Annotated in this window: 23 protein-coding genes; 11 read left to right on the top strand and 12 right to left on the bottom strand. The window is 72.0% G+C overall.

Annotated features, from left to right (window positions below):
• Positions 1-35: 35 nt before the first annotated feature.
• The 4 genes from ACNF49_RS07095 to ACNF49_RS07080 all read left to right on the top strand — a co-directional run bounded on the left by ACNF49_RS07095 (position 36) and on the right by ACNF49_RS07080 (position 6,448).
• Complete coding sequence (locus ACNF49_RS07095; RefSeq protein ID WP_482943159.1) at positions 36-419, top strand: YbaB/EbfC family nucleoid-associated protein; 384 nt, start codon at positions 36-38, stop codon at positions 417-419.
• Positions 416-844 (top strand): hypothetical protein, encoded by a 429-nt coding sequence (locus tag ACNF49_RS07090; protein ID WP_482943158.1) that lies wholly within the window; start codon positions 416-418, stop codon positions 842-844. The genes ACNF49_RS07095 and ACNF49_RS07090 overlap by 4 nt, the downstream gene beginning before the upstream one ends.
• Complete coding sequence (locus ACNF49_RS07085; protein WP_482945489.1) at positions 742-4,935, top strand: WXG100-like domain-containing protein; 4,194 nt, start codon at positions 742-744, stop codon at positions 4,933-4,935. Before ACNF49_RS07090 ends, ACNF49_RS07085 begins: the two co-directional genes overlap by 103 nt.
• Before the next feature lie 109 nt (positions 4,936-5,044).
• Positions 5,045-6,448 carry a hypothetical protein gene (locus ACNF49_RS07080; RefSeq protein ID WP_482943157.1) on the top strand — a complete coding sequence of 468 codons (1,404 nt, stop codon included), beginning with the start codon at positions 5,045-5,047 and terminating at the stop codon, positions 6,446-6,448.
• Between the two features lie 9 nt (positions 6,449-6,457).
• Here the strand turns inward: ACNF49_RS07080 and ACNF49_RS07075 are convergent, their stop codons facing one another.
• Positions 6,458-7,369: a LysR family transcriptional regulator gene (locus ACNF49_RS07075; protein WP_357983588.1), complete on the bottom strand. Its 912-nt coding sequence runs from the start codon at positions 7,367-7,369 to the stop codon at positions 6,458-6,460.
• Positions 7,370-7,598: 229 nt separating this feature from the next.
• On the opposite strand from ACNF49_RS07075, the gene ACNF49_RS07070 reads away from it, so the two are divergent.
• Entirely contained in the window at positions 7,599-9,359 is a 1,761-nt protein-coding gene (locus ACNF49_RS07070; protein WP_482943156.1) for an amidohydrolase family protein, read from the top strand.
• A gap of 75 nt (positions 9,360-9,434) precedes the next feature.
• Complete coding sequence (locus ACNF49_RS07065; RefSeq protein WP_482943155.1) at positions 9,435-10,103, top strand: YczE/YyaS/YitT family protein; 669 nt, start codon at positions 9,435-9,437, stop codon at positions 10,101-10,103.
• Between the two features lie 13 nt (positions 10,104-10,116).
• On the opposite strand, the gene ACNF49_RS07060 is transcribed toward ACNF49_RS07065, so the two are convergent.
• Positions 10,117-10,692, bottom strand: coding sequence for a hypothetical protein (locus tag ACNF49_RS07060; RefSeq protein WP_482943154.1), 576 nt, complete (start codon positions 10,690-10,692; stop codon positions 10,117-10,119).
• A 130-nt stretch (positions 10,693-10,822) separates the two neighbouring features.
• Between ACNF49_RS07060 and ACNF49_RS07055 the strand changes: the two genes are divergently transcribed.
• Together ACNF49_RS07055 and ACNF49_RS07050 are read left to right on the top strand one after the other, a co-directional pair.
• Positions 10,823-11,383: an RNA polymerase sigma factor gene (locus ACNF49_RS07055; protein ID WP_357983600.1), complete on the top strand. Its 561-nt coding sequence runs from the start codon at positions 10,823-10,825 to the stop codon at positions 11,381-11,383.
• A 20-nt stretch (positions 11,384-11,403) separates the two neighbouring features.
• Positions 11,404-12,060 carry a hypothetical protein gene (locus ACNF49_RS07050; protein ID WP_482943153.1) on the top strand — a complete coding sequence of 219 codons (657 nt, stop codon included), beginning with the start codon at positions 11,404-11,406 and terminating at the stop codon, positions 12,058-12,060.
• Between the two features lie 102 nt (positions 12,061-12,162).
• Here the strand turns inward: ACNF49_RS07050 and glpK are convergent, their stop codons facing one another.
• Together glpK and ACNF49_RS07040 are read right to left on the bottom strand one after the other, a co-directional pair.
• Complete coding sequence (gene glpK, locus ACNF49_RS07045) at positions 12,163-13,674, bottom strand: glycerol kinase GlpK (RefSeq protein ID WP_357983606.1); 1,512 nt, start codon at positions 13,672-13,674, stop codon at positions 12,163-12,165.
• A 21-nt stretch (positions 13,675-13,695) separates the two neighbouring features.
• Positions 13,696-14,502 (bottom strand): MIP/aquaporin family protein, encoded by an 807-nt coding sequence (locus ACNF49_RS07040; protein WP_482943152.1) that lies wholly within the window; start codon positions 14,500-14,502, stop codon positions 13,696-13,698.
• Positions 14,503-14,612: 110 nt separating this feature from the next.
• Here ACNF49_RS07040 and glpD point away from each other — a divergent pair, with 110 nt between their 5' ends.
• The gene (gene glpD, locus ACNF49_RS07035) at positions 14,613-16,295 is read left to right on the top strand and encodes a glycerol-3-phosphate dehydrogenase (RefSeq protein ID WP_357983612.1); all 1,683 of its coding nucleotides are present in this window, start codon (positions 14,613-14,615) and stop codon (positions 16,293-16,295) included.
• A 27-nt stretch (positions 16,296-16,322) separates the two neighbouring features.
• Here glpD and ACNF49_RS07030 read toward each other — a convergent pair whose 3' ends face one another.
• The 3 genes from ACNF49_RS07030 to ACNF49_RS07020 all read right to left on the bottom strand — a co-directional run bounded on the left by ACNF49_RS07030 (position 16,323) and on the right by ACNF49_RS07020 (position 19,918).
• A complete protein-coding gene (locus ACNF49_RS07030) occupies positions 16,323-17,309 on the bottom strand; it encodes a S66 family peptidase (RefSeq protein ID WP_482943151.1) in 987 nt (328 codons plus the stop codon).
• Entirely contained in the window at positions 17,310-18,476 is a 1,167-nt protein-coding gene (locus ACNF49_RS07025; protein WP_357983619.1) for a HesA/MoeB/ThiF family protein, read from the bottom strand.
• A 152-nt stretch (positions 18,477-18,628) separates the two neighbouring features.
• Complete coding sequence (locus ACNF49_RS07020) at positions 18,629-19,918, bottom strand: MFS transporter (RefSeq protein ID WP_482943150.1); 1,290 nt, start codon at positions 19,916-19,918, stop codon at positions 18,629-18,631.
• A gap of 186 nt (positions 19,919-20,104) precedes the next feature.
• Between ACNF49_RS07020 and ACNF49_RS07015 the strand changes: the two genes are divergently transcribed.
• Entirely contained in the window at positions 20,105-20,596 is a 492-nt protein-coding gene (locus ACNF49_RS07015; RefSeq protein ID WP_482943149.1) for a hypothetical protein, read from the top strand.
• 25 nt (positions 20,597-20,621) lie between these two features.
• Positions 20,622-21,521 (top strand): cation diffusion facilitator family transporter, encoded by a 900-nt coding sequence (locus ACNF49_RS07010; protein WP_482943148.1) that lies wholly within the window; start codon positions 20,622-20,624, stop codon positions 21,519-21,521.
• Here the strand turns inward: ACNF49_RS07010 and ACNF49_RS07005 are convergent.
• From ACNF49_RS07005 to ACNF49_RS06985, 5 genes are read right to left on the bottom strand one after another with little or no spacing between them, the layout of a single operon-like run.
• Positions 21,494-22,285: a sensor histidine kinase gene (locus tag ACNF49_RS07005; RefSeq protein WP_482943147.1), complete on the bottom strand. Its 792-nt coding sequence runs from the start codon at positions 22,283-22,285 to the stop codon at positions 21,494-21,496. The genes ACNF49_RS07010 and ACNF49_RS07005 overlap by 28 nt on opposite strands.
• Entirely contained in the window at positions 22,282-23,115 is an 834-nt protein-coding gene (locus ACNF49_RS07000; protein ID WP_482943146.1) for a hypothetical protein, read from the bottom strand. The genes ACNF49_RS07005 and ACNF49_RS07000 overlap by 4 nt, the downstream gene beginning before the upstream one ends.
• On the bottom strand, positions 23,112-23,951 hold the full coding sequence (locus ACNF49_RS06995) for an ATP-binding cassette domain-containing protein (RefSeq protein ID WP_482943145.1): 840 nt from the start codon (positions 23,949-23,951) through the stop codon (positions 23,112-23,114). Before ACNF49_RS06995 ends, ACNF49_RS07000 begins: the two co-directional genes overlap by 4 nt.
• Positions 23,948-24,751, bottom strand: a complete 804-nt coding sequence (locus ACNF49_RS06990) for a zf-HC2 domain-containing protein (RefSeq protein WP_482943144.1) — start codon at positions 24,749-24,751, stop codon at positions 23,948-23,950. Before ACNF49_RS06990 ends, ACNF49_RS06995 begins: the two co-directional genes overlap by 4 nt.
• Positions 24,748-25,311: an RNA polymerase sigma factor gene (locus tag ACNF49_RS06985; RefSeq protein WP_498703796.1), complete on the bottom strand. Its 564-nt coding sequence runs from the start codon at positions 25,309-25,311 to the stop codon at positions 24,748-24,750. Before ACNF49_RS06985 ends, ACNF49_RS06990 begins: the two co-directional genes overlap by 4 nt.
• Positions 25,312-25,378 lie beyond the last annotated feature (67 nt).

Raw genomic sequence — 25,378 nt, 5'->3', positions numbered from 1 at the left:
TGCCTTGCGGTAATAGGCGGGTGAAAGGTGCTTCTGTGACGGACGCGTTCGAGGCGGAGGTCAGCGCGCTCGCGGGCGAGATCAACCAGCAGGTCGCCCGCGTACGCGAAGCATTCGGAGAGCTCTCCGCCCTGGAGCACACGGCACGGTCGGCGGACGGAATGGTGAGCGTGACCGTCGGCCGCCACGGTCAGTTGCGCGGCGTCGAGCTGAACCCCCGGGCCTATCGCAACCTGTCCCCCACCCAACTGGCCGACGCCATCATGCAGCAGGCCAACGCGGCCACCGCCGCGGTCTCCGAGCAGAGCAGGCAGCTGCTGGATCCCCTCATGCCGGACGGCCTGCCGTACGAGGACGTCTTCGGGGAGCGGGCCACGCTCGACGCGTTCTTCCCGGGCCCCGTGGAGCCGGCCCCGTGAGCGGCTACTACGTGCAGCGGGAGGCGTTGTACCGGGAGGCCAGGGCGTACGAGCTGTTCGCGGGGAACGTGGAGCAGGTGCGCGACGACCTCCGCGCGGCCTTCAACCGGGACAGGAACACGCTCGGCGACGACGAGTACGGCGCGGAGCTGGCCAAGAAGCTGCCCGAGATGGAACGTGGCATCTTCGACGTCCTGGCGAAGTTCATCGGCGAGCTCGAGGACGTCGCCCTGGGACTGAACGCGACCGCCCGTAACTACAAGGCGGCGGAGCCCACTCCCCCGTCACGCGGAACTGATCGTCCATGGGGTTCGACGGGTTCATGGTGCCCGAGTTCGCCAAGCCGTACGTCGGCTGGGTGGTCGGCATGGACTGGCCGGAGGGGGACGAGACCGGCTGCTTCCGGCTGGCCGACGCCTGCGTGATCGCCGCGCACCGGCTCGTCGAGGGCACCGGCGCCGACCTGCCGGGCAGCGCGCGCAGGATCGGCAAGGACTGGGACGGGGAGGCCCATCTCGCCTTCGCCGCCCACGTCGACAAGGTGGCGGGCGGTCAGATCGCCCTCGCGGTCAAGCGGCTCGTGGACGCCGCGGTGGCGCTCAACGGCGTGGGCGTGCAGATCCAGTACGCCAAGTACATGATCGAGGTCACCGTCTGGCTGCTGATCGTGCAACTGGGATATCTGCTGGCCGCGGCCCTGGCCACCGGCGGGGCGAGTCTGGCGCTCGTGCCACCGCGGTTGCAGCTCGCCCGGCTGGCGGTCGGGCAGATCGCCCGGCAGTGCCGGCGCAACATGCTGCTGTTCGCCGGGATCGTGGCCGGCATGGACCTGGGCATCCAGGGCACCCAGATGGTCCAGGGCCGCAGGGACGACGTCGATGGTTGGCAGCTCGCGATCTCGGCGGTGAGCGGCGGCGCCATGGGCGGGCTCATGGGGCTGGTCTCCGGCGGGCTGAGCCGCCTGGCCACCCCCACGCTGCGGGCCGGGCTGACCAGGGCCGAGATGTCCACGGCGGAGAAGCTGCTGGCGGCGGCCCACTCCTCGCTGTACGGCCAGGCCGGGCAGTTCGCCCTGACCGGCGGCATCACGACGGCCGGCTCCTTGCTGGCCCACGGCAACTTCAGCTGGGACCTGCTGGCCAAGGGCATCACGTCCAGCGCGCTGGGCGCGGACGGGCAACACCTGGCCTCGCCCCTGCCGCACGGCGCCGACGGCCCGTCCGCGCCTCACTCGTCCTCTTCGTCCGGACGTCCGCCGGCCGGTCCGGACGGTGGGCCGGGGCACGGGCCCAAGGACGGCGCCGACTCGGTCCTTGCGGCGGTGAACCACAACCAGCGGACCGTCGAGTCGCCCGCCTGGCACAGCCCCGACCTGCCGTCCGAGGTGCTCCAAGGTCTGACGTCCCAGCTGGCGTCCGCCGATCCGGGGCTGCCGAAGCCGGAGATCCATCCGCCTCGCGTCGTCGAGATGGGAGCCCTGGGCGAAACGGCCGTGCACGACGTCAGGGTGCCGGTGGACCCGAGGGCGACGGCGCACGCCATGACCGCCGGGATCACGGGGATCGTCCCGCGGGAACGAGCCGTGATCCGCCTCTGGCTGTCGGAGGCGCTGGCCAGCAGCGACCGCGACGTCTGGACCAACCATCTCCAAAGGGGCGTGGCGCTCGGCGTCGGCGACAAGGTGATCTACCTCAAGCTCCGGCCGAGCGAGTTCACGCACCTGGAGCAGCCGAGCCTGGCCCCTGAGAAGCCGGTCGCCTTCGGCGGGGACGGTGTGGAGGGCAAGTCCTCGCGGGGCTCCTCGCTGGACCGGACCGCGGGGCTGATGAAGGGCCTCTACCAGTCGTCGGACGAGGGCGAGGCGAACGCCCTGCCCCGTTCGGGCGTCAGCAGCACGGCACGGACGACCCACACGAACGGCATCGAGGTCATCAGCGGGCACAAGGCCATCTCCCCCGCCCATGACTACTTCGCCACGGACATCGCCCTCGACATCTACCGCAACGGCGAGAAGGTCACGGAAACGGCGGCGGTGCCCGACCTCTCGCTGACCATCCCCTTCCCCAAGCAGTTCACCCGGGAAGGGCCGCTGCTGAGCACCGACCACCCGTCGCCGCTCCCCCGGCACGAGGTGCCGGAAGGAGCGGGGCACAAGTTCCGTGACCACGGGATCGCCATCACCGGGCTGGACGTCACGCCTCTCGTGCTGGAGGTGCAGCGCAGGGGGCTGGCGGCGGGGCTGCCGGCGGGCGAGGTGGTCAAGATCACCGACCATCTCACCTCCAGCCTGCTCAGCGAGCAGGGGATGAAGAACCGCAGCCAGTCGATGTCGTCGAGCGGGGTCTCGTCCGAGGCGATCCGGTACAAGACCTCGCTGCTGCGGTCGGAGGAGGACTCCGTCCGGATCACCAGCGAGATCACGCGGGTCGAGCCGATCGACGGAAGCGGGCGATCGCCGGTCGAGACGATGTTCCGGGACGACCTGGGGCGGCGCGAGAGCGAGGGCACGTCGCACCGGCAGGGCGCGAGCGTCGGCGTGCACGCGGGCGGCAAGATCGGATTGCCGCTGGGTGACCGCGCGGAGGTCGTCGCGCGGGCCGTCGGCGGGGTCGGTTACGGGACGGACCACGTGACCTCCACCAACAGGGCGCACGGCAACCACACCGTCCTGACCAGGCTCGGTGACGTCACCATGTACGACGCCCGGATGCGGCTGCAGGTCGAGACCGAGAGGCTCGGCGCCTTCGAGGTGGAGGTGAACGCCGAGCTGATCGTCCCGACCCGCGACGCGTCCCGTATGGAGCAGGACGTCTTCGGGCACGATCTGCGCCCGCTGGGCGAGTTCAACGACATCCAGCGCAAGCTCGCCGATCTCCACCGGGAGATGGACGAGGTGCGGGCGGAGTTCGCACGGAGCGAACCGGTCGGCGAGTACCCGGCCAGGGGCGAGCACCCGAACCGCGGTTACGACCCGCACGTCCTGGAGCCGGAGACGCTCGCGGCCGGTCGGGGCACGGGGCTCGGCAGCGGCGTCCGGGTCCAGGGGGAGACGCTGCTCAGCGCGGAGATCCACCAGGCCGTCGACCGGGCGCTGCCCGACCTCCCGCCGGAGATCAGACGGCAGGTCATGCGGGACGTCGAGAGCCGCTTCGGCGTCGTGGCGCTGGAAGCCGACCTGACGCACGCCCTGCACGGCATCAGGTACGACAGGACGATCGGCGGCTACACCGTCGAGATCCTGGCCGAGGGCACGCTGGGCCGGCGGCACGAGGTCGGCGCGTCCGACCTGACGGTCAACGAACGCCGGATCACCTCGCGCACCGACACCAGCCAGCGGGAGAGCTCCCGCACCGGCCGTGCGGAGGTGCGCGGGGTCGCACGCCTCGACGTGAACGAACGGCTCAAGATCGACCCGCTGAACCTGTCACTCACCGGGAGCGGCACGAAGTCGGAGAGCACCGGCTTCTCCTCCGGTCACACGCGGTACGACCGCACGGAGACCAGCGGTGGCTTCACCATCACGCGGGACCTGTCCTTCGACGTCAGGATGAGGATCTCGCGGGACGGCACGGAGACGCTGAACACCTCGTGGGAGGTGCACGGCAGCCGGGCGGAGATCCTGGTGCCGGACGTCCACCTGCCGCAGCGGCCGGTGCTCGCGCAGGACGTCGCGCATCTGGGGCGGGTCGAGTCGTCGGCCGAGCGGCCCGCCGACCTGTGGCGGCCCGGCGCCGACGAGTTGTCGGCCATCGTCCGGATGGGGGCCATGCCCGACCTTCCCGCGACGCTGGCCGAGGCCCACCACCGATGGGCGGGACTGCCGGCGCCCGCGGAGCGGCTGGACGTGCCGCCGGTGTTCGAGACCGCCACCGACGTGATCAACCTGGAGACCATGATCACCTCTCATCCCGACGGTCTCCACTACACCGTGTCGGACCGGGCGGGATCGCGGCACGACGTGCACGTGAAGGCCCACGTCGCCGGGGTGCGGCACGTCAAGTCGGAGACCGGGGTGGAGCACGAGAGCTACTCCAGCAGCAACTCCAGGGCGCTGGACGGCGAACGCGGCAGGCGTACGGTCGGCGGCCACGCCAGGACCGGCCTGCGCGTCACCCTCAGCGACGGCGAGGCCGCCGGGGCCGCGCACGGAGCCGGGGAAGCCGGCGGAACCGAGCGCAAGGTCGTGGCGCGAGCGGGGTGCACGGCGCCGCCAAGCGCAGCGCCGTGGAGAGCTCCTACCTGGGCAGCAGCGACGTCTCCCGGGTCACCTACTCCGACGGCAGCACCTCCCACTGGTACCGCGGGGACCTGGTCCTGGAGGTCACCCCCAGCAGGACCAGCGGCGGCACGGTCGAGCAGGGCCCGACCACGTACGTCCGGGTGCAGGACATCGTGGACCTCGTGCTTCCCGACGAGGTGGCCCGCCGGCACGGGCTCGACGGCCCGGAGGCCGCGGAGCCGGCGAAGCCGGCCGGGGACACGACGCGGGTCTACGCGGCGCCCGAGGCGGCGTTGAACACCGCCCACGTCCAGCACCTCGACGCGGAGGCGGTGCTACCGGCGCTCGTGGAACTGCTGCGCCGCGAGGGCCTCCTCCCCCCGGCCAGGAGCTCACGAACCACCCGGTGGCCGAACACCTGCGCGGCAACTACGGCCAGGGCGCGCTCAGCACCAAACTGGGCGAGCTTCGCGGGAACGGCGTGTCCTCCTGGTTGTTCGTCACGGACGAGAACGGCCGGGTCACCGAACGCGTGGGCATCCGGGTCACGGCCGAGGTCGGCGAAGGCGTGCACGTCGGCGAGCGTCCCGACACCGGCCTCATGCTGCGCAACGAGCGCCTGAGCGGCGACCTGAGCGTGCGCGAGGCGGGGACGGACCGCGGCGCGGAGGCGCTCGCGCGGTACATGGAGTCCTCGGACGGCGAGCTCAGGGGAGGCGAGGCGGGGTTCGCGAACTACCGCGACTCCCACACCGTGGACGGGCAGGGGACGATCGCGAAGGAGATCAACCGCTACCAGACGCGCGAGGCCCCGCAGGAGTTCAGGCACCCGGTCAGGTACGAGATCACGCTCGAACACGTCCCGGTCCGCCCGCTCCTGGAGCCCGTGCAGAACGTGGCCCGCAACGTGCTGCTCAAGGTGGGCGAGGTGACCGGGCACGACGGCGCGGGAAGGCTGTTCGACCGGCACGCCGGGGTCACCACGACGTCCAGGGCGGTCGCGGACGGCGGGGTCGACCTCCTGGTGCCGGGCCACCTCACCACGGAGGTGCCGCAGGGCACGCCGGTCGCGGGGCGTACGCCGGTCGTCGCCGCGGATCCGCGCTGGGCGGACGCGGCGGGGCCCAACCCCATGTCCGCCACCCTGGGCGACGGCGTGCCCAAGGGGGACGTCAGCCAGGTCGCGTTCCCGGCCGCCACGCTGGTCGAGCAATGGGCGCCGATGAGCACGGTGCCGCCGAGGCTGCGGGGCGAGGTCCCGTCCCTGGCCGACCGGCCCGACGGGTTCGAGCTCTCCCGCCCGGCCGGCATGTCACTCGCCGAGGCCACCAAGGAACGGACCATGCGCGCCCACCTGGAGCAGTTGTTCGCGCACGACTACGAGATCCCGGGGATCGGCCGGGTGGGCATCGACGTCACCGGAGCCCGCGAGATCACCACCGCACTGGTCAAGCAGCGTGTCTACGCCCAGACCATGAGCACGGTCGGGCACGGCCAGGAGCAGGGCCGGGGCGTGGCGGCCCGAGTGGGCGGGTCCGCCGGGTCGCAGGACGGGAGCCTCGGCTTCGGCGGCGTCGGCGGCAACGTGAAGACGGCGGACGAGGCCGCGTCGCGGAACGCCAACATCGTCGAACGCAACTTCATGGAGGAGCAGCACGACAACACCTACCTTGAGCTGGACGTCTCCCTGGTGTTCTATGGCAAGGACAAGCCCCTGACGGTGGACGTCGCCGGCGGCCTTCATCTCCGGCTCACCGCCGACGGGCTCGCCGCCTTCGAGGCCGCGCACCCCGGCGCGATCGTACGCTGACCCCGTTCGTCAGAGGGGTGGGTGGGCGACGGATTCCAGGGTTTGGATGATCTCTTCGGCGAACAGCAGGGCGGCGGGGCCGGGGCCGTGCTTCTCGCGGCGGACGAGCGAGAGGATGTTGTTGCTGAAGGCGCGGTCGCGCACCGGCCGGAAGGCGAGAGTTCCGTTGTGGTGGTCCTCGGCCATGTCGAACCTGCTGAGAAAGGCGATGGCCTCGCCCGCGGCGGCCAGGCGTTTCATCGTCTCGATCGAATTGGTGTGGAAGGCGGGCTCGACCTTCAGGCCGGCCTCGGCGAAGGTGTCGGCGATGATGCCGTGGATCACCATCGAGCGGTCGGCGAAGATGAGGGGGTAGGCCGCGCACTGGGCCAGGGGGATGGAATCCAGGCGGGCCAGCGGGTGGGCGGGGGCGATGACCGCGCCGAGCCGGGTGTCCATCTGCCAGCACAGTTCGAGCTGCGCCGAAGACGGGACGTTGAATCCGAGGCCCAGGTCGGCCTCGCTGTCGGCCACCGCGCGGAGGATCTCGTGGGTGGACAGGGCGCGGATGGAGATGCGCACCTCGGGGTGGCGGGCGTGGAAGTTCACGGTGGCGGTGGAGACGATGCTGCTGGCCAGGCCGGTCATCGTGGCGATCACCACCTCGCCGCTCGGCAGTGACTGCAGGTCGCGTATCTCGGTCACGGCCTCGCGGTACTCCTGGAGGGTCCGGCGCACGTGGGCGAGGAGGACCTCCCCCGCCGGTGTGGGCCGCATGCCGCGCGGCAGGCGTTCGAACAGGGGCTCGCCTAGCTCTTCCTCGAGGAGCAGGATCTGCCGGTTGATGGCCGACGGGGCGACGTGCAGCCGCGCGCCGGCGGCCCGGATGGAGCCGTACCGCGCCACCTCGTCGATGTAGTGCAGCACGCGTGAGTGGAGCATGGGGCCTCCCTGGGCTGGACCGTGCGCAAAAAGAGTACAGTCCGTGCGAAAACGGCTGCTTGTCAGCAACGGTGCCGTGCCATTTCATAGCCACAGCGCGTACGAGCGACACGGCCACGGCGGCCCTGTGCTGAAACTCCGCGACCGGCCGCCGGCATCCCGGAGCCGCGTCCTCGGGTCTCGTTCCGCGAGCGGAATCCAACAGCCGAGCAAACGAAGCGAGGAAATCATGCTCCAACAGGAGAAGACGAGCCAGGCCGGTGGGACGGACCGGGTCTCGGTCCACTACGACCACGTGCGGGCGGTCTTCGACATCCTGAGCGGGGAGAGGGAGGCGGACCTGCTGCTGCGGAACCTCAGCGTGCTTGATGTGCACAGCGAGAGCGTCTTCCAGGGTTCGATCCTCGTCTACAACGAGCGGATCATCGCGTTGAACCCCGACGAGTCGATCGTGCGGGTCCGCGAGGTGTTCGACGGCCAGGGCCTCTACGCGATCCCGGGGCTGATCGACGCGCACCTGCATTTCGACGCCCAGCTGGCCCACCCGGCGGCGTTCGGGGAGGCGATCGTGCCGAGCGGCACGACCACCATCTTCGCCGAGACCCTGGACTTCGCCAGCGCGGCCGGCGAGGAGGCCGTCGAGGCCGCCGCGGCGTTGTTCAAGGACTACGAGAAGCTGCCCTACCGGATCTACGCCTTCGCGCCGGGCAAGAAGACGTCGGTCGAGGTCACCGACGCCATGCTGAAGATGGACCCGGTGATCGGGCTGGGCGAGCTCGCCCACCTGTCCTACATGACGGGCAACGAGGACGACTTCCGCAAGTCCGCCCTGGGCCGGGCCAACGGCGGCTTCGTGAACAGCCACTGGGGCGTGACGGCGCTGCCCGACATGTTGCTGAACTACATGCCCGCGATCGGCGCGCACAACAACCACGATGTCTGGAACGAGGACGACATCGAGAAGAGCATCCGGTACGGCTTCCAGACCCAGATCAAGTTCGGCGTCGGCAGCCCCGAGGTGATCAGGACCATGCTGCGCGCCATCGTCAAGCGCCGCTGGCCGGCCGAGAACTTCCAGATGTGCGCCGACAACATCTCGGTCGACCGCGTGCTGACCAAGGGACACATCGACTGGGTGATCTCCCTGGCCGTCGAGATGGGCCTCAACCCGATCCAGGCGATCAAGATGGGCACGCTGTACTCCGCGCGCTCCTTCGGCATGGACCACGACTTCGGCTCGCTCGCCCCGGGCCGCTTCGCCGACATCGTGCTGACCGACAGCCTGTCGAAGATCAACCCGCTGTACGTGTTCAAGGGCGGCAAGCTGGTCGCCAGGGACCGCAAGCTTCTCAAGCCAGTCGATCTGGACTATTCGGTCATGGTGCAGGAGCCCCGGCCCGGCCTCGCCGACCTGGCTCCCGGACAGCTCGACCTCACGCCGATCGAGATCTCCGACGACGGGAGCCGGGCGAAGGTCCTGCTCTTCGACGTCTACGGACGCGGCCACCTCAAGTTCGCCCAGGAGGTCTGGGTGCCCTTCGCGGACGGCGCCGTCGTGCCCGAGGTGGACGGTGTCAGGCTGAACCGCATCTCCGTCGTCCAGCGTTACGCGGACGGCGCCCGGCACGTCGTCAACGGGCTGTTCAAGGGGGTCTCGATCGACCGGGGCGCCGTGTCGACGTTCTGGCCCGCGCCCTTCGCGTACTTCGTGGTGGTCGGCAGCGACAGCGCCGAGATGTGCGACAACCTCAGGCAGCTCGACGCCTTCGTCGGCGGCTGCCTCGTGACCGAGGACGGGCAGGCGAAGGCCGCGCTGCCCCTCGACATCTACGGCGTGATGGCGGACATGAGCCTGGCCGAGCTGGTGGACGCGACCCGGTCGATCGACGCCGCCCTGGAGAAGCTGGGCAACCACAACGAGGGCGAGCCGGTCGTCAACAAGCTCCTGACCCTCTTCATCTCACTCGACCGCTTCGGGTTCATGGTCTGAGTCGTGCGCTGAGAAGCGGACACCGCGTCGTCCGGCAGGCTCCGGCCGGAACAGCAAACAGCCAAGGAGGCAACTGTGCTACAGCATGAAAAAGAGGCCGGAGTCGTCGACACCGGAAGTCTGGTGCGGCGTTGGATCACCTACGGCGCCGGCATCTACCTGCTGACTCTGGGGGTCAGCCTGGCCATCAGGGCGGGGATCGGCATCTCGCCGCAGAGCAGCCTCACCCGGACGATGACCCTGGTCTTTCCCTCGATCAGCCAGGGGACCTTCAACTTCGCCCTTGAGCTGCTGATGTTGCTGCTGACCTATCTCGTCCTGCCGAAGGACTTCAAGCTCAGGAACTTCCTGGCGTTGATCCCGGCCCTGGTCCTGGCCACGTTCCTCGATCTGAACCTGATGCTGACGAGCTGGATCGCGCTGGACGTCTACGCCGCCAAGTTCGTCCTCCTGGTGGTCGCGGACGCGACGTTGGCGTTCGGCCTGTTCCTGATGATCCGGGCCAACCTGGTGCTCATGCCGGTCGACATGTTCGTCAACACGCTCTTCAAGCGGACCGGCTTCAAATGGGGCAACCTCAAGACCGGCTTCGACTGCACGTTGCTGGTGGTCTCCGCGGCGATCGGGCTGATCTTCCTGGGCGGCCCGCAGTTCATCCGCGAGGGGACCATCATCAACGGCATCCTCGTCGGGCAGTACATCAAGCTCTACTTCTTCCTGTTCAAGAAGTTCTCGCGGTCCTGAGCCCGGCGTTCGGTCACCGGAGATCCTCCAGGATCGGGCGCCGGCGGGCGGCCGGGACGCCGGCGGCGTCCATCGCGCGCCGCAGCAGGCCGGGGTCGAAGCCGTGGGTGCGCAGGTGGGCGACGAGCGGGCCGTACCGGTCGGCGCGGTCGCGCAGGAGCTCGGTGGCCAGCCGGATCTCCAGCCGGACCGCCGGCACCTGGTGCGGGCCGCACGCCACCAGGACGTGATGCCGCCACGGCCCTTCGCCGACGCATTCCAGGGCGTCCGACTCGGCCTGCCGCTCGACGGTGCTGAGCTCGACCTCGACCCCGTTCACCGCGAACCTGGCGAAGTACTGGGCGCTCCCCTCGATCCAGGTGGGGGCATGGAGGCAGGGGAACGGCGACAGGGCCGCGGCGAAGACGTGCAGTTCCGCCCGGCCGGGCATCAGAAGGTCGATGTCCCCGGCCGGCAGGGGGACACCCTGCAGGAGCGCCGCGCTCGTGCCGCACAGGCGGTAGGGGACGGCGGCGCCCGCGGCGTCGAGGGTCATGACCAGCGCCGTGGTGACGTCGGTCCGGCTCAGTGATCTCGTTCCGTGGCCCATGCCGGGCAACGTAGCAAGACCGCGCCCGGCGATGTCAGAGCCGGCGCGAGGCGTCTGTTCTGTCAGCTCTCATAACGTTTTCTCGGCTACTGACCAAGAAGGGGTGTAATCGACGAAGGGAGCACGGCCGGTGCGTCGCAAACAGCCGGATATCGCTACAGATCCGGACGCTTTCGAAGCCTTCTACCGGCGCCACGTCGATGCGGTCACCTCGTTCATCGCCCGCCGGGTCGATGATCCCCACACCGCCGCCGACCTGGTGGCGGAGGTGTTCATGGCGGTGCTCGACTCCGCCCACACCTACCGCCCCGGACGCGGCAGTGAGATCGCCTGGCTGTACGGCGTCGCGCGCAACACGCTCTCGGCCGAGCGGCGGCGGGCGTACAAGGAGACGATGCTGGCCGGTCGCGTCGGCGGGCGAAGGCACCTCGACACCGACGACGTGGCCGAGCTCGTGGCGCGGATAGACGCCGAGAACCTGGCCAGGCGGGCCTTCCAGGCCATGGCCGGACTGCCCGACGGTGACCGCGCGATGCTCGAACTGGTCGTCATCGACCAGCTCACGATCAGCGAGGCGGCCACCGCCCTGGGCATCCGGCAGGGAGCGGCCCGGGCCAGGTTGCATCGTGCCCGCCACGCGCTCATGGACGTGCCGGAGATGGCTCCCTTCGTCATGGAAGGAATCCGATGAACTTCAAGGAGCACGTACTGATGGAACTGAAAGCCGAGATCGAGGCCCGCAACGGGGCCCGGCGCCGGCGCACCAGGCGGCGCCTGCTCACCGGCGCGGCGGTGGCCGCCGTCGCGGCCGCCGCGGCGGTCGTGACGCCGTTCCTCAACGGTTCTGACGCCCCCGCCTACGCGGTCACCAGGAACACCGACGGCACGATCACGCTGCGGATCAACGAGTTCCGCGACCCCGCCCAGGTGGAGAAGGACCTGGCGGCGCTCGGCGTGCCCTCCGACGTCTCCTACCTCAAGCCCGGCACCCGCTGCGCCCCCGACCGCGCGCCCGCCGACCCCGGCCCCTCCTTCACCAAGGAGGAGCTCCGGAGCAAGGATCCCGCGGTCCGGAAGAGGATCAGGGAGGCGATCGAGAACAGCCCCAACGCGAAGACGTTCCGGATGGGCGGCGGCCAGCTACGGATCGACCCCAAGCGCATCAAGGCGGGGCAGACCGCTGTTCTGGAGTTCACCGAGAACGCCGACCAGACCTCCGGCCCCGAGAAGCCCAGGGTGCTGTGGCAGTACAGCGGCTTCCTGGTCGACGGGCCGGCCAAGCCCTGCAAGGTGATCGACGACCCGTCCTGGGACCAGATGCCCGACCCGAAGAAGCACCCGGAGGCGTACCCGCCGCCCGGCATGTGAGCGACCCGCCCGAAAAAGGCGGCCCGCGCCCGGATCGGGGGCCGGGCCGGGCCGCCTGGTCGCGGCCGTGCCGGGCGCGGCCGTCCGGGGTCCGGCCGGCGGTCAGGACTCCCAGTCGAGGGTGCGGCTCACCGCGCGTTTCCAGCCCTCGTAGCCCGTCTCGCGCTGCTCGTCGCTCCACTCCGGGTTCCAGCGCCGGTCCTCGGCCCAGTTGGCGCGCAGTTCGTCGGTGTCCTTCCAGTAGCCGACGGCCAGCCCGGCGGCGTACGCGGCGCCCAGCGCCGTCGTCTCGGCCACCACCGGACGGCTGACCGGCACGCCCAGGATGTCGGACTGGAGCTGCATGCACAGGTTGTTCGCGGTGACACCGCCGTCGACCTTGAGCACGTCCAGCACCACCCCGGAGTCCTGCTGCATGGCCTCCACGACGTCCCTGCTCTGGTAGCAGATGGCCTCCAGCGTGGCGCGCGCCAGGTGGGCGTCCCTGTTGTACCGGGACAGGCCGACGATCGCGCCGCGCGCGTCGGGCCGCCAGTACGGCGCGAACAACCCCGAGAACGCCGGGACGAAGTAGATCCCGCCGTTGTCGGTCACCTGCCGGGCCAGGTCCTCGCTCTGCGCGGAGGAACGGATGATGTGCAACTGGTCGCGCAGCCACTGCACGGCCGACCCGGTCACCGCGATCGAGCCCTCCAGCGCGAACACGGCCGGCTGGCCGGCGAACTTGTAGGCGACGGTGGTGAGCAGGCCGCGCTCGGAGCGTACGAGGTCGGTGCCGGTGTTGAGGAGCATGAAGTTGCCGGTGCCGTAGGTGTTCTTGGCCTCGCCCGGCGAGAAGCACACCTGGCCGACGGTGGCCGCCTGCTGGTCGCCGAGGATGCCGGTGATCGGCACCTCGCCGCCGAACGGGCCGTACCTGCTGGTGGTGCCGTAGGAGGCGGGCTCCGAGGACGGGCGGATCTCCGGCAGCATCTCGCGCGGGATGCCGAAGAAGGACAGCAGCTCGTCGTCCCACTCCAGCGTCTCCAGGTCCATCAGCATGGTGCGGCTGGCGTTGGTCACGTCGGTGACGTGCACGCCGCCGCGGGCGCCGCCGGTGAGGTTCCACAGGGTCCAGGTGTCGGTGTTGCCGAAGACCGCCTCGCCCCGCTCGGCCGCCTGGCGTACGCCCTCGACGTTCTCCAGGATCCACTGGATCTTGCCGCCGGAGAAGTAGGCGTCCGGCCGCAGGCCCGTCTTCCTGCGGATGACCTCGCCGCGGCCGTCCCGTTCGAGCTGCGCGGCGATCCTGGCGCTCCTGGTGTCCTGCCACACGATGGCGTTGCAGTACGGGCGGCCGGTGCGCGGGTTCCACACGACCGTGGTCTCGCGCTGGTTGGTGATGCCCACGGCGGCCAGGTCGGTGTCGTGCAGCCCGGTCCGCTGGAGCGCCGTCTCGATCACCGCGGACGTCCTGGTCGAGATCTCGATGGGGTTGTGCTCCACCCAGCCCGCCCTGGGGAGGATCTGCTCGTGTTCGAGCTGGAACTTGCACACCTCCAGGCCGCCGTGGTTGAAGATCATGAACCTGGTGCTGGTGGTGCCCTGGTCGACGGCCCCCACGAAATCGGGCATGGTCGTTCTCCTCCGTTCGGGTCAGACGCGGCCCGCGTCCTCGATGTCGGGCTCGGGCTCGGGGAGGAACCGGGCGATCATGAGCTGGTAGAGCCCGGCGCCGGCCAGGCCGCCGAGCAGGGGGCCGACGATGGGCACCCAGAAGTACAGGTCGCCGTACTGGTCGCGCCAGGCGCCGGAGTAGCCGGTGAGGAAGCTGGCCAGGCGCGGCCCGAAGTCGCGCGCCGGGTTGATCGCGTAGCCGGCGTCGGCGCCCCACGCCATGCCGATGCCGACGATGAGCAGGCCGATGACCACCGGGCTGAGGTTGGCGCTGGGCGCGAGGTTGTGCGAGTCGGACAGGGCGTACAGGACGAACATCAGGATGGCGGTGCCGATGATCTGGTCGCGGAACCCGCCCCAGGCGCCGACCGGGAGCGAGCCGTTGCCGGGCAGGGTGGAGAAGACGGTCTGGGTCTTCAGCGTGTGCCCGGGATCCACCTTGTTCAGCACCTCGGTGTAGTTCCAGCGCACCAGCAGCGCCCCGACGAACGCCCCCGCGGTCTGCGCCAGCGAGTACGGCAGCACCTTGGCCCACGGGAACCCGCGGAAGGTCGCGAACGCCAGCGTGACGGCCGGGTTGAGATGGGCGCCGGTGATGCGGCCCGCGACGTAGACGCCGAGCGCGACGCCGATCCCCCACGCCCAGGCGATGCTGTCGTGGTCGCCGAGGCCCGCCGCGACCACCTGGGCGACGACGCCCACCCCGAACAGGATGAGCACCATCGTGCCGGCGAACTCGGCGATGAGCTCACCGGCCAGTTCCAGGCGTTTGACACGTTCGACCACCGCTGTCCCCGCTTTCGTGGTGTCGGCGTTGTGTGCCATTCCCCGATCGGGGAAACGTATACGGATCGTGAGCGTATGAGCACAAAGTGTTGTTCGGGGGATCGATGAACATGACCGGGGCGATGGACGCCAGGAACCGTCAGGCAGCCATCGACCGGCTGGCGGAGCAGTCCTTCGACGTGCTGGTGATCGGCGGCGGCGTGACCGGCGCGGGCGCCGCGCTGGACGCCGCCTCCCGCGGGCTGCGGGTCGCGCTGGTGGAGAGCCGCGACCTGGCCGCCGGCACGTCCAGCAGGTCGAGCAAGCTCATCCACGGCGGGCTGCGCTACCTGGAGCAGTTCGACTTCAAGCTGGTCCGCGAGGCGCTGAAGGAGCGCGACCTGCTGGTCTCGCGGCTGGCCCCGCACCTGGTCAAGCCGGTCACGTTCCTGTATCCGCTGCAGCACGGGCTCATCGAGCGGCCGTACGTGGGGGCCGGGCTCACCCTGTACGACACGCTGGAGGGCATGCGCCGGCCGATGCCCCGGCACCGGTACCTGTCGGTCAAGGAGTCGCGCCGGATGGCGCCCGGCCTCCGCGCGGACGCGGTGTCGGGCAGCATGATCTACTTCGACGCCCAGGTGGACGACGCGCGTTTCACCCTCACCCTGGCCAGGACGGCCGCCGCGCACGGCGCCGTGATCGCCACCCGGACGCGGGTCGTCGAGATGCTGCGCGACCAGGGCAGCGAGCGCGTCGTCGGCGCCCGCGTGCATGACGAGGAGACCGGCCGCGACCTCGACGTCAGGGCCGACGCCGTGGTGGTGTGCGCGGGCGTGTGGACCGACCCGATCAACGGGCTGCCCGGCTCGGCGCCGGCCGGTTTCAAGGTCAGGATGTCGAAGGGCGTGCACGTGATGGTGCCGGGCGAGGCCATCGCGTCGTCCACCGGAATGATCATCCCGACCGAGAAGAGCGTGCTGTTCATCATCCCCTGGACGCGGCGGCGGTGGATCGTCGGCACCACCGACACCGAGTACGACGGCGACCGCGAGGAGCCGGCCGCCACCGGCGAGGACATCGACTACATCCTCGACCACGCCAACGCCGTGCTGGCCCGGCCGCTGACCCGCGACGACGTGGTGGGCGTCTACGTGGGCCTGCGCCCGCTGGTGGCGGCCGACGAGAACTCGGCGACCACGAAGCTGTCCCGCGAGCACGTCGTGGACGTGCCGGCGCCGGGCCTGGCCACGATCGCCGGGGGCAAGTTCACCACGTACCGGGTCATGGCCAAGGACGTGGTCGACGCGGCGCTGGAGGGCTTCGACGTGCCGGAGTCGGTGACCGACCGGCTGCCGCTGATCGGCGCGGACGGGCTGCCGGCGGTGCGCGCGTCCGTCCGGCGGCTGGCCGAGGACCACGACGTGGACGCCGACGTCGTGGAGCACCTCGTCCAGCGTTACGGCACGCTCGCGATGGAGGTGCTCGCCCTGGTGGACGACGACCGCTCGCTCGGCGAGCCGCTGGTGGAGGGGTGCCCGTGGATCAGGGCCGAGGTGGTGTACGCCGTCACGCACGAGGGCGCGCTGCACGCCGAGGACGTCCTGTCGCGCCGGACCCGGATGCTCATCGAGGCGATCCCCGCCGCGCTCGACGCGGCCCCCGTGGTGGCGCGGCTGATGGCGGGGCTGCTCGGCTGGGACGAGGCCCGGGTGGAGGCCGAGGCGGCGCGCTGCCGCACCCTGGTCGAGGCCGAGCGCGAGGCCCTGGCCGAGGCCACGGCCCCGCGGCGTGAGCCCGCCGCCGCGTCCTAGCGACGGCGGGTCACCGGTCGGCGAGGGTCAGTGGCTGATGAGGGTCAGCGACGGTTCGGGGGTGACCGTCAGGCGGGCCCGGCCGCCGACCGGGAAGGTGGCGAGCGGGTTGGTGTGGCCGACGTCGACGTTGGCCAGGACGGGAACGTCCCGCAACCCCGGCTGGGTCTCGACGATCTGCTCGAGAAGGGCCCGGGTCATCCGGCTGGCCTGCTGGAACCGCCCGATCACCAGGCCGCGGACGGTCTCGGCGCCCGGGAGCTGGAGCAGCGAGGTGAGGTTGCGGGCGAAGGTCGCCGGGTGGGACTCCAGGTCGTCCTCCACGATCAGCAGCGCGCCGTCGAGTGACGGCATGTACGGCGTGCCCTGCAGCAGGTTCAGGGTGCAGAGGTTGCCGCCGACGACGCGCCCCTCGGCGGCGCCGGGCCGCAGCGCCCACCAGCCCTCGTTGGGGATCGGCTCGCGCCCGTCCTGGTCGAGGAACCACAGGTCGTCGGTCCAGTACTTCGACGCCCCCAGCTCGACCGGCGCGTCGCCGAACAGGACGGAGGCGAACCACTCCAGGGTCTGCTCGAAGTGGTCGCGCATCCCGAACGTCGACCAGTGGGGCCCGGAGTACGTGACCAGCCCGGCGCGGGCGAGGACGGCGTTCTGCAGGGCGGTGATGTCGGAGTAGCCGCACAGGATCTTGGGGTTGGCCCGGATCAGCTCCCAGTCGAGGTGCGGCAGGAGCTCGTTGCAGTTGTAGCCGCCGATGACGGTCAGGATCGCCGCCACCGACGGGTCGGCGAAGGCGTCGTGCAGGTCGGCGACGCGGGAGGCGACGCTGCTGGAGTCGAAGGCGTCCCGCTCGTCGACGTGGCGGCCGTAGGTGAGCGTCAGGCCGAGCTCGGCGAAGCGGGCGTCGATGATCGCGGTGTGGTCGTGCTCCATGACCATCGCGCGCGAGCAGGCCGGCGCGACCACGCGGACGACGTCGCCCGCTCTGAGTTTGGGGGGATGGATGACGTCCATCTAGCGAAGCATAGGCGAGGCGCTCTCCGCCTCCGCCCACACCGCGAACGAGGCCGCGTCGGCGCCGTCGCCGCAGACCGGGCAGCCGTCCGGGTCGCGCGGCCACTGGGACATGACCTCCAGCTCGCCGGTCTCGAAGTGCACGTCGAGCTGGCGGCCCAGGGCGATCGGCTCGGCGTGGCCGGTGACCAGCCGGATCGCCTCGCCGGCGATCAGCGACGCGACCAGCGCGATGTGCGGGGCGAAGGCGAGGGTCACCCGGCCCTGCTCGGCCCGCAGCGCCCCGGCGAGCTGGGCGAGATAGCTGGGGTCGGCGCGCGAGTAGTACAGGTGCAGGCAGTCCATGCAGCCCGTCTCGTGCGGACGCACCGAGAACAGCCGGCCCCGGGTGACGAACGAGCCGCCGCACACGTACGGCACCCCCTCCTGCACGCAGCCCGCGTTCACCCGGCGCTGCGCGACGAACGGCGGCTCATCGATCGCGCAGATCGCGACGTCGGCGCCCCGGACGAGCCGGGCGACGTCCGCGGCCGACTCGATCCTGCGCTGCACGGCGGCGAACTCGACGCCCGGGTTCACCTCCTTGGCCGTCCGCGCGGCCACCGCGGTCTTGTACGCGCCGAGATCGCTCTCCCGGTAGAGGAACTGCCGGTTCAGGTTGCTCAGCTCGACCCGGTCGTAGTCGACGGCCGTGATCCGGCCGAACCCGGCCGCCAGCAGCATGGGCAGGATGTACGAGCCGCCGCCGCCCAGGCCGAGCAGCACGCAGTGGGCGCCGCGCAGCCGGTCCTGCGGCTGCTCGCGGGCGGCGGACAGGCCGGCGTAGTGGCTGAAGTAGTTGACGTTGCCCTGGTAGCGGCGCGCGTCGCCGCCGTCGTACGGGCTGGGGCGGGCGTCCTCCAGGAAGCCGCGGCCGTCCAGGTCGCGGACCGCGTTGAGCACGTCCTCGACGCCGATGCCCGGGTGCGCCCGGCCCACCGCCGCGGCGACCTCGCCGAGCGTCCGGGTGCCGTCGAGCGCTTCGACGAGGGTCCAGAGTTGTCCGTACGGGTCGGTGAAGTCGATGGTGACGCCTGCCTGGGCGCCGATCCGGAACCGGGTGCCGTCCAGCCGGTACACCGGGTAGATGGGTTTGACACGGATGAGTCTGTCGAGCGAAACGGGCATCTTCCTTCGTCCTTCTGCGCCGTCGGGTCGGAAATGGCCGAACGGGCATCCGGGGGCGGCCGTTCCCCCCGGATGCTCTTGTTGCTGACTGCCGCTTTCTGCGGGCCTGTCGTCAGGATCAGAAAACGATCCAGCTCACCTCGACCGGCGCCTCAGTGCCCAGGTCGTTCATCTCGTACGTCATGCGATTCACCCCCTCTCGCGAATGCCCGGACCGGCCCGGAGACGAGACCGGCCACACCTGCCGCGGCCACGAGGGCGGCCCCGAGAAGGAACACCGCCCTCGGACCGGCCGCGGAAGCCAGGAGTCCCGCGAGCAGCGCGCCCACGGGGAAGAGCCCGAACGAGGCCACCAGCAGCGCCCCGGACACGCGCCCGCGCACCGCCGCGGGCAGCGTGGTGTGCACGACGGTGATCAGCAGCACGTTGCCCGCCGCGTTCGCCGCGCCCGCGCCGAGAAAGAGCGCCGCGGGCCATGACTGGCCCTCGATCAGGCCGACCGCGCCGAGCAGCGCGGCCTGCGGGAGCATCAGCAGGACCGCCGCCCGTACCGGGTTGCGCGGGGCGCGCAGCAGGCCCGCCGCGACGCTGCCCGCGAGCGCGCCGAGCCCGAAGGCCGCCAGCACGATCCCGTACGCGGTGGAGAACGTGGCCAGCGCGCTCTCGTGCAGCAGCGCGGGCAGCCCGACCTCCAGGATCCCGGCGAACCCGAGATTGCCGACGGCGGCCAGCGTCAGGATGACCCTGAACAGCGGGAACCCGCGCACGACGGCCCACATGCCGGGCCCGCCGCTGCCCCGCTCCGGACGCACCCGGCCGGGGTGCGGCCGGACGAACCACAGGGTCGCCACCGACACCACGAAGGAGGCCGCGTCCACGGCGAGCGCCGGTCCCGGGCCCAGACGGGCGACGAACACGCCCGCGACCACCGGCCCGGTCAGCGCGACGGCCTGCGCGGTCGCGTAGTTGCGGCTGTTGGCGCGCTGGACCCGCGACTCCTCGACGATGTCGGGGATGACGGCGAAGTTCGCCGGCAGGAAGGCGCCCCCGGCCAGGCCGAGCACCGCCGCGCCCGCCGCCAGCGCCCAGAGCCGGTCCGCGCCGTCCCAGGCCAGGGCGCACAGCAGCCCGGCGGCCGGGGCCCGCACGACGTCGGCCGCCAGCATGACCGGCCTGGGCGTCCAGCGGTCCGCGAGCGGGCCGCCGAGCACGAGCCCGACCAGCCGGAAGACCCCGTAGACCGTCAGCACCGTGCCGAGGGTCGCGGTGCCGTGCCGCAGCAGCACGATCCCCGGCAGGGCGACGACGAAGAACTGGTCGCCGAAACCGGAGAACCCCTGACCGGCGATGAGCAACGCCAACGACGACACCGGAGAGCGGCGCGGTCCGGTGACGTGGCCGGTGTGGCCGGCGGGTATCGAGGACTTCGACGAATGACTCACGTAAATCAGGGCGTTCCATCCCGTTCCGGACCCGTTCCATGCGCGACCGCCCTGCACGGCTGCGCCTCCGGCCGGTCCGGCGGCTGTGCGTCGAGTGGGCCTCGCGCGTCACTCTTCGAGCACGTGCGGCGGCGCGCCGGGCGAGGCTCCGGGGCCGGGTCGGTCCCGGAGCCTAGGGTGTTTGCCATGGTCAAGTGGCTTGTACTTCTGCTGGCTTGCTCTCTGACCGGATGCGCCGGTCCCGTCGGGACGGCCGGGCGCACGTCGCCGTCCGGGCCGTCCGAATCCGCGTCGTCCGGGTCCGCGTCGGGTGAGTCGCCTCCCGATGCCGCCGCGGGCGAGGGCGGGCGGGAGGTCGGCGGGTGTGCGGACGCCCGGTGCGAGGTCACCCTCAGGGCGGGCGACGTCCTGCGGTTCGGGCAGCGTCACGGGGTCTCCCGGTTCGCCGTCGGAAGCGTCCAGGGCGACAAGGTCACCTGGGAGGCGGACTTCACCGGGGGCGGGGACATGAGCTCCCAGGGCGAGCAGGGCGGCGCGTCCACCTGCAAGTTCGACGAGGGCGGCGGCTGCTCGGGCTACATCCGGGGCGTCACCACGCTCACCCTGAACGACGTCGTCCTGCGTTTCCTCTCCTTCGACCGCGGCCGCGCCGTCGTACGGGTGACACCGAAGCGATGACCGCCGGCCGGGAGGTCGTGCGGGCATGAGCGCGCGGCCCAGCAGCCGGACCAGCGTGATCGTCACGATGGTGGTCGTGGGGGCGCAGGCCGTCGTCCTCGGGGTCCTGGCGGCGGTCACCGGCTCGGCCATCCTGTACGCCGAGGCCATGTTCAGCGTGGCCGACTTCGGGGTGGAGGTGTTCCTGCTCATCGGGCTGGCGCGGGTGGCCCGTCCGGCCGACGAGCGCCACCCGCTCGGCTACGGGCAGGAGATCTTCTTCTGGTCGCTGTTCGCCGCCGTGGGGCTGTTCGTGGGCGGGGGCGTCGCCTCGATCGTGGAGGGCCTGGGCGAGCCGTCGGCCTCGGGCGGTTCGTACGCGCTGGGCTACCTGGTGATCGTGCTGATCACGGTCAGCGACGGGTGGGCCCTGGCCGTCTCGGTACGGGCGCTCGGCGCGCGGGCCACGGTGACCGGCCGGTCGTTGTGGGCGGAGCTGCTGGCCGGCAGCGACCCGGCGGCCAAGACCGTGACCCTGGCCAATGCGGCGGCCGTGGTCAGCGGCCCGATCGCGGTGGCCGGCCTCGCGCTGCACCAGGCGACCGGGAACGAGGTCTTCGACTCGCTGGGCAGCGTGCTGATCGGGATCCTACTGGTCGCGGTCTCGGGCCTGCTGCTGCGGCTCAACCAGAACCTCATCGCCGCGCCCAGCGTGGCCGCCGCCGACCTGGCCCGCATCCGCCGCGCGATCGTCGAGGTGCCGGATGTCACGGGGGTGCGCGGGGTGATCGTCGGGCCCCACCAGGTCATGGTGGCCGCCCGGGTGACCCTCGCCTCGGCCACCGACCTGCCCCGGGCCGAGCGGGCCATGGCCGCGGTCGAGGAACGCCTGCGGCGTCGTCCGGAGATCCGCGAGGTCTACGTCACGCCGGTCGCCCCCGAATGAGCCCGCGCCCGGTCGAGCCGCGGCGACGGCACGCGAGGACGCGGGCGCGGGCCCGGGAGCGGGAGCGGGGACGAGGCCGGTTGCGGGTGCGGGTCCTGGAGCAGGGCTCTGATCTCCTGGCTGATCGTGTTCATGGCGGCGCTCAGGTCGTGCAGGAGCCGGTCGGCCGCGGCCGGGTCGGTGCGGTGGCCGGTGGCGGCGGCGTCGACCGTCCCGGCCAGGTCGCGCAGTGCCCGGCCGAGCCCCTCGCGCAGGTCGTGGTGGAGGCGGCGGCGTTCCTCCTCGCGGATGGCGAGCACGCGTTCCCTGGCCCGGCGCAGGTCCGCGGTGACGGCCATGGTGTGGGCGGCGCCGGCGACGTACGGGGTGATCGCGGCGACCGCCCGCGGGTCGGCGGACGGGGTGATCAGCAGGCGGCCCACCGCCCGTCCGTGCCACACGAGCGGCACGTCGTGGGCCACCGGCCAGGGCTCGCCCGACACGATCCGGACGCCGGCCAGCTCCACGGCGACCCCGGCGGCCGGCAGCCCGTCCCGTACCAGCTCGACCACGGCGGCCAGCGCGGCCTGCGGCCCGGTGGCGGCGACGGCCCGCCGCAGCCGCCGGACGAGCGACGCCCCCGCCCAGCCACGCACACCGGGCACCCGGACCAGCAACGCACGCGCCCGGCCACGCACACCCGGCACCCGCACGAGCAGCGCACGCGCCCGGCCACGTACGCCCGGCGCCCGCACGAGCGGGTGCCGCGAGGTGGGCGGGGTCACGGCAGTTGCCGGGTGGCGGCCACGGCCGCGATCGTGACCAGGGCAGCGCCGATGCCGAGCCAGAGCCCGCGCCGAGCCGAGTCGCGGGTCATGGCAAGCGCCCCGGCCCCCAGGCTCAGCGCCAGCAGGTAGAGGGCGTGCCAGTCGGGCGAGCCGGCCACGAAGCCCACGCCGTCCAGGTACGGCGGCGGCCCCCACCGCGCGAACTCGACGTAGAAGCCCAGCATGGTCAGCGTCGAGTGCAGCGGCTCCACGACCCCGTTGACGGCGATCAGCACGAGCATCACCAGGACGGACGCCCCCGGCCACGGCAGCCACCGGGCCACCGCGACCCCCAGCGTGCCGGCCCCGAGCACGCACAACGGCCCGGCGCCGATCTCGTGGACGCTCGGGAACCGCTCCAGCTCGACGTCGGCGACGGCGTAGACCGTCGCCAGGACGGCCTGCATCGCGCAGGCCAGCAGGAACGGCCCCAGCGCGGCCAGGCAGGAGGCCGCGGTGCGCAGGTCGCGTCCGGCGGGGGTCGCGGCCAGCAGCTCGTCGGTGCCCGCGCGTCTGGTGGCCGAGGCCGTGAGCGTCGCGGCGAAGAACAGCGGCACGCCCAGCGGGAGGACGAGTTGGCTGGTGAGCGCGCTGTAGGCGGGCCTGGGCGCCCATTCCGTGGTGGCCAGGCCGATCAGGTACAGGGCCAGGCCCGTGATCGCGAGCGGGTGCAGCATCAGCCGCCGGGTCTCGGCCAGCGCGAGCGCGGGCAGCAGGTGCGCGGGTCCGCCGCCGTTCTCCAGCTCGTCGGAGGTGCCCGGCGCGATGGGGCTCACGTGGCGCGTCATGCCGTCGTCTCCGCGGTCGCGCCGGTGAGGAGCAGCAGGTAGCCGTCCTCCAGGGTGGGGTCGGCGGGACGGGCGTCCCCGGGGGCGGGCCCGAGGCCGCGGTACCGGCCGTCACCGGTCCGCCGGGAGCGGCCGGCCGCCTTCTCCGCCGACACCCAGACCTGCCCCTCGGCCAGCGCCCGGAGCTCCGCCGGGGTGCCGGTGAACGCGCACCGGCCGCCCTTGAGCACGACCACCCGGTCGCAGAGGGCGGCGACGTCCTCCGTCTGGTGGGTGGACAGCACGACCGCGCGGTCCTGGCCGAGGCGCGCGACCAGCTCGCCGAACAGCAGCCGCTGCTCCGGGTCGAGACCGGCGGCGGGCTCGTCCAGAAGGATCAGCTCGGGCTCGCCGAGCAGCGCCCGGGCGATGCCGAGGCGCCGCCGCATGCCGCCCGACAGCGTACGCACGCGCCTGCCGCTCACGGACGTGAGCCCGACCTCCTCGATCACCCGGCGCACCTCGTCGTGCCTGGACCTGCGGTGTGTCATCTCCTTCAGGACCGCCACGTAGTCGACGAACTCGAAGGCGGTGAGGCCGCGCTGGAAGCCCAGGTCCTGCGGCAGGTAACCGAGCCGCCGCCGGATCTCCAGCCGGCCCGCGCCCGGGTCGCGGCCGAGCAGCCGCAGCTCGCCCCCGTCCGGCGCGAGGACGGTCGCGAGGACCCGGACGAGGGTGCTCTTGCCCGCGCCGTTCGGGCCGAGCAGGCCGGTGACGCCCTTGCCCGCGCTGAGGGTGAGCCCGTCCAGGGCCCGGTTGCGGCCGTAGGTCTTCACCAGGCCGACTGCCTCGATCATGAGAACTCCCCGCGACGGACGACGAGCAGGACGACGGACACCACGATGACGGCCAGGTAGCCGGCCTGCCCGGCGGCCCCGAACATGGCCAGGTCCGGCTCGCGCACGTTCGTGGCGACGACCGCGGCCACCCAGGGCACGGTCACCGCGACGGCGCAGCGGCGCGGGTCGTACCGGCTGGACAGCGCCAGGGTCAGCGAGGTCAGGGCGAGCGAGGGCAGCAGCCACGCGGCCGTCGCCCAGCCGCCGCCCGGCAGGGTCAGCCCGGCCGCCAGCGCCAGCGCCGACGACGACGCCACCACGGCGGCGGCCCGCATCAGCATCAGCCGGAACGTCGAGTACGGCGCGGCCAGCCCGATCTCGTACGCCGGATCGCCGTCCCGCCCGAAGGCCACGGCGACCCCGGCCACCGGTACGACCGGCGCCAGCGTGAGGAACGTCAGCAGCCCCCACCGGGTCGTCTCCCCCGAGGCCAACGCGGCGAAGAACAGCGCCACGGCGCTCGCGGCCAGCCACGGCAGCCGCAGCGAGGTCGTGGCGCCCAGCAGGCGGGCGGTGTGCTCGCGCATCCCGGCGGCCCGCAGCAGCCGTTCGACCGGGCGGGGCGCGGGCGCGTCCACGGCGTCGGCGATGTCGTCCCAGACCCGGTCCAGGCGGGCCTGCGGCACCCGCGCGGCCAGCAGGAGCCGGCACCGCTCGCAGGCCAGCAGGTGGGCCTCGACGGAGGCGGCGGGCGTCGCGGGCAGCTCGCCCGCCGCGTACGCCGCGGCCATGCCGTCGTCCATGTGCCAGGCGCTCACGCCAGCTCCTCCCTCAGCAGCGCGCGGGCGCGCATCATCCGGGTCTTGACCGTGCCGGTCGGGATGCCGAGCAGGCGTCCGGCCTCGCGGGTGGTCAGGCCGTCCAGCACGGTCGCCTGGACCACGGCGCGCAGCTCCGGGGAGAGCTGGTTGAGCGCCCGGCCGAGCTCGCCGTACTCGATGCCGAGCAGCACCTGCTCCTCGGCGGAGACCATGACCTGCTCGTGGGCGGGCAGCGCCGCCGCGGGGCGGCGGCGCAGCTGGTCGAGCAGGCGGCGCACGCCGATCCCCCAGATCCAGGCCGCGACCTCGCCCCGCCCGTTCCACTTGCGCGCGGTACGCCAGACCGCGACGAAGGTGTCCTGGACCGCCTCGTCCACCACGGCCGGGTCGGCGCAGCGGCGGGTGAGCCGGAGGAGCAGCCAGGGCGCGTGCCGGGCATAGAGGACTTCCAGCGCACGCCGGTCGCCGTCGGCCACGGCCTCCAGCAGCCGGGCGTCCTGCCACGTCTCAGCCCGTTCATCGGTGTCATGCCTCTCTGTCGCATCCCTCCGCTCCAGCGGTTCACGATGAGAGGAAAAGTACTGGCGGCGACGACCGCTCCGGCCGTCGCCGCCTGCACAGGGC

The sequence above is a fragment of the Actinomadura sp. ATCC 39365 genome (assembly GCF_054392275.1).
The sequence above is the reverse complement of the archived record's forward strand: the minus strand, read 5'-3'. Positions and strand labels throughout refer to the sequence as shown.

Excerpts from the sequence above, each read along its gene's own strand:
- ACNF49_RS07085 (WP_482945489.1), top strand. The coding sequence starts at position 742 with ATGGTGCCCGAGTTCGCCAAGCCGTACGTCGGCTGGGTGGTCGGCATG.
- ACNF49_RS07075 (WP_357983588.1), bottom strand. The coding sequence starts at position 7,369 with ATGCTCCACTCACGCGTGCTGCACTACATCGACGAGGTGGCGCGGTAC.
- ACNF49_RS07070 (WP_482943156.1), top strand. The coding sequence starts at position 7,599 with ATGCTCCAACAGGAGAAGACGAGCCAGGCCGGTGGGACGGACCGGGTC.
- ACNF49_RS07060 (WP_482943154.1), bottom strand. The coding sequence starts at position 10,692 with ATGGGCCACGGAACGAGATCACTGAGCCGGACCGACGTCACCACGGCG.
- ACNF49_RS07050 (WP_482943153.1), top strand. The coding sequence starts at position 11,404 with ATGGAACTGAAAGCCGAGATCGAGGCCCGCAACGGGGCCCGGCGCCGG.
- glpK (WP_357983606.1), bottom strand. The coding sequence starts at position 13,674 with ATGCCCGATTTCGTGGGGGCCGTCGACCAGGGCACCACCAGCACCAGG.
- glpD (WP_357983612.1), top strand. The coding sequence starts at position 14,613 with ATGACCGGGGCGATGGACGCCAGGAACCGTCAGGCAGCCATCGACCGG.
- ACNF49_RS07030 (WP_482943151.1), bottom strand. The coding sequence starts at position 17,309 with ATGGACGTCATCCATCCCCCCAAACTCAGAGCGGGCGACGTCGTCCGC.
- ACNF49_RS07025 (WP_357983619.1), bottom strand. The coding sequence starts at position 18,476 with ATGCCCGTTTCGCTCGACAGACTCATCCGTGTCAAACCCATCTACCCG.
- ACNF49_RS07015 (WP_482943149.1), top strand. The coding sequence starts at position 20,105 with ATGGTCAAGTGGCTTGTACTTCTGCTGGCTTGCTCTCTGACCGGATGC.
- ACNF49_RS07010 (WP_482943148.1), top strand. The coding sequence starts at position 20,622 with ATGAGCGCGCGGCCCAGCAGCCGGACCAGCGTGATCGTCACGATGGTG.
- ACNF49_RS07000 (WP_482943146.1), bottom strand. The coding sequence starts at position 23,115 with ATGACGCGCCACGTGAGCCCCATCGCGCCGGGCACCTCCGACGAGCTG.
- ACNF49_RS06995 (WP_482943145.1), bottom strand. The coding sequence starts at position 23,951 with ATGATCGAGGCAGTCGGCCTGGTGAAGACCTACGGCCGCAACCGGGCC.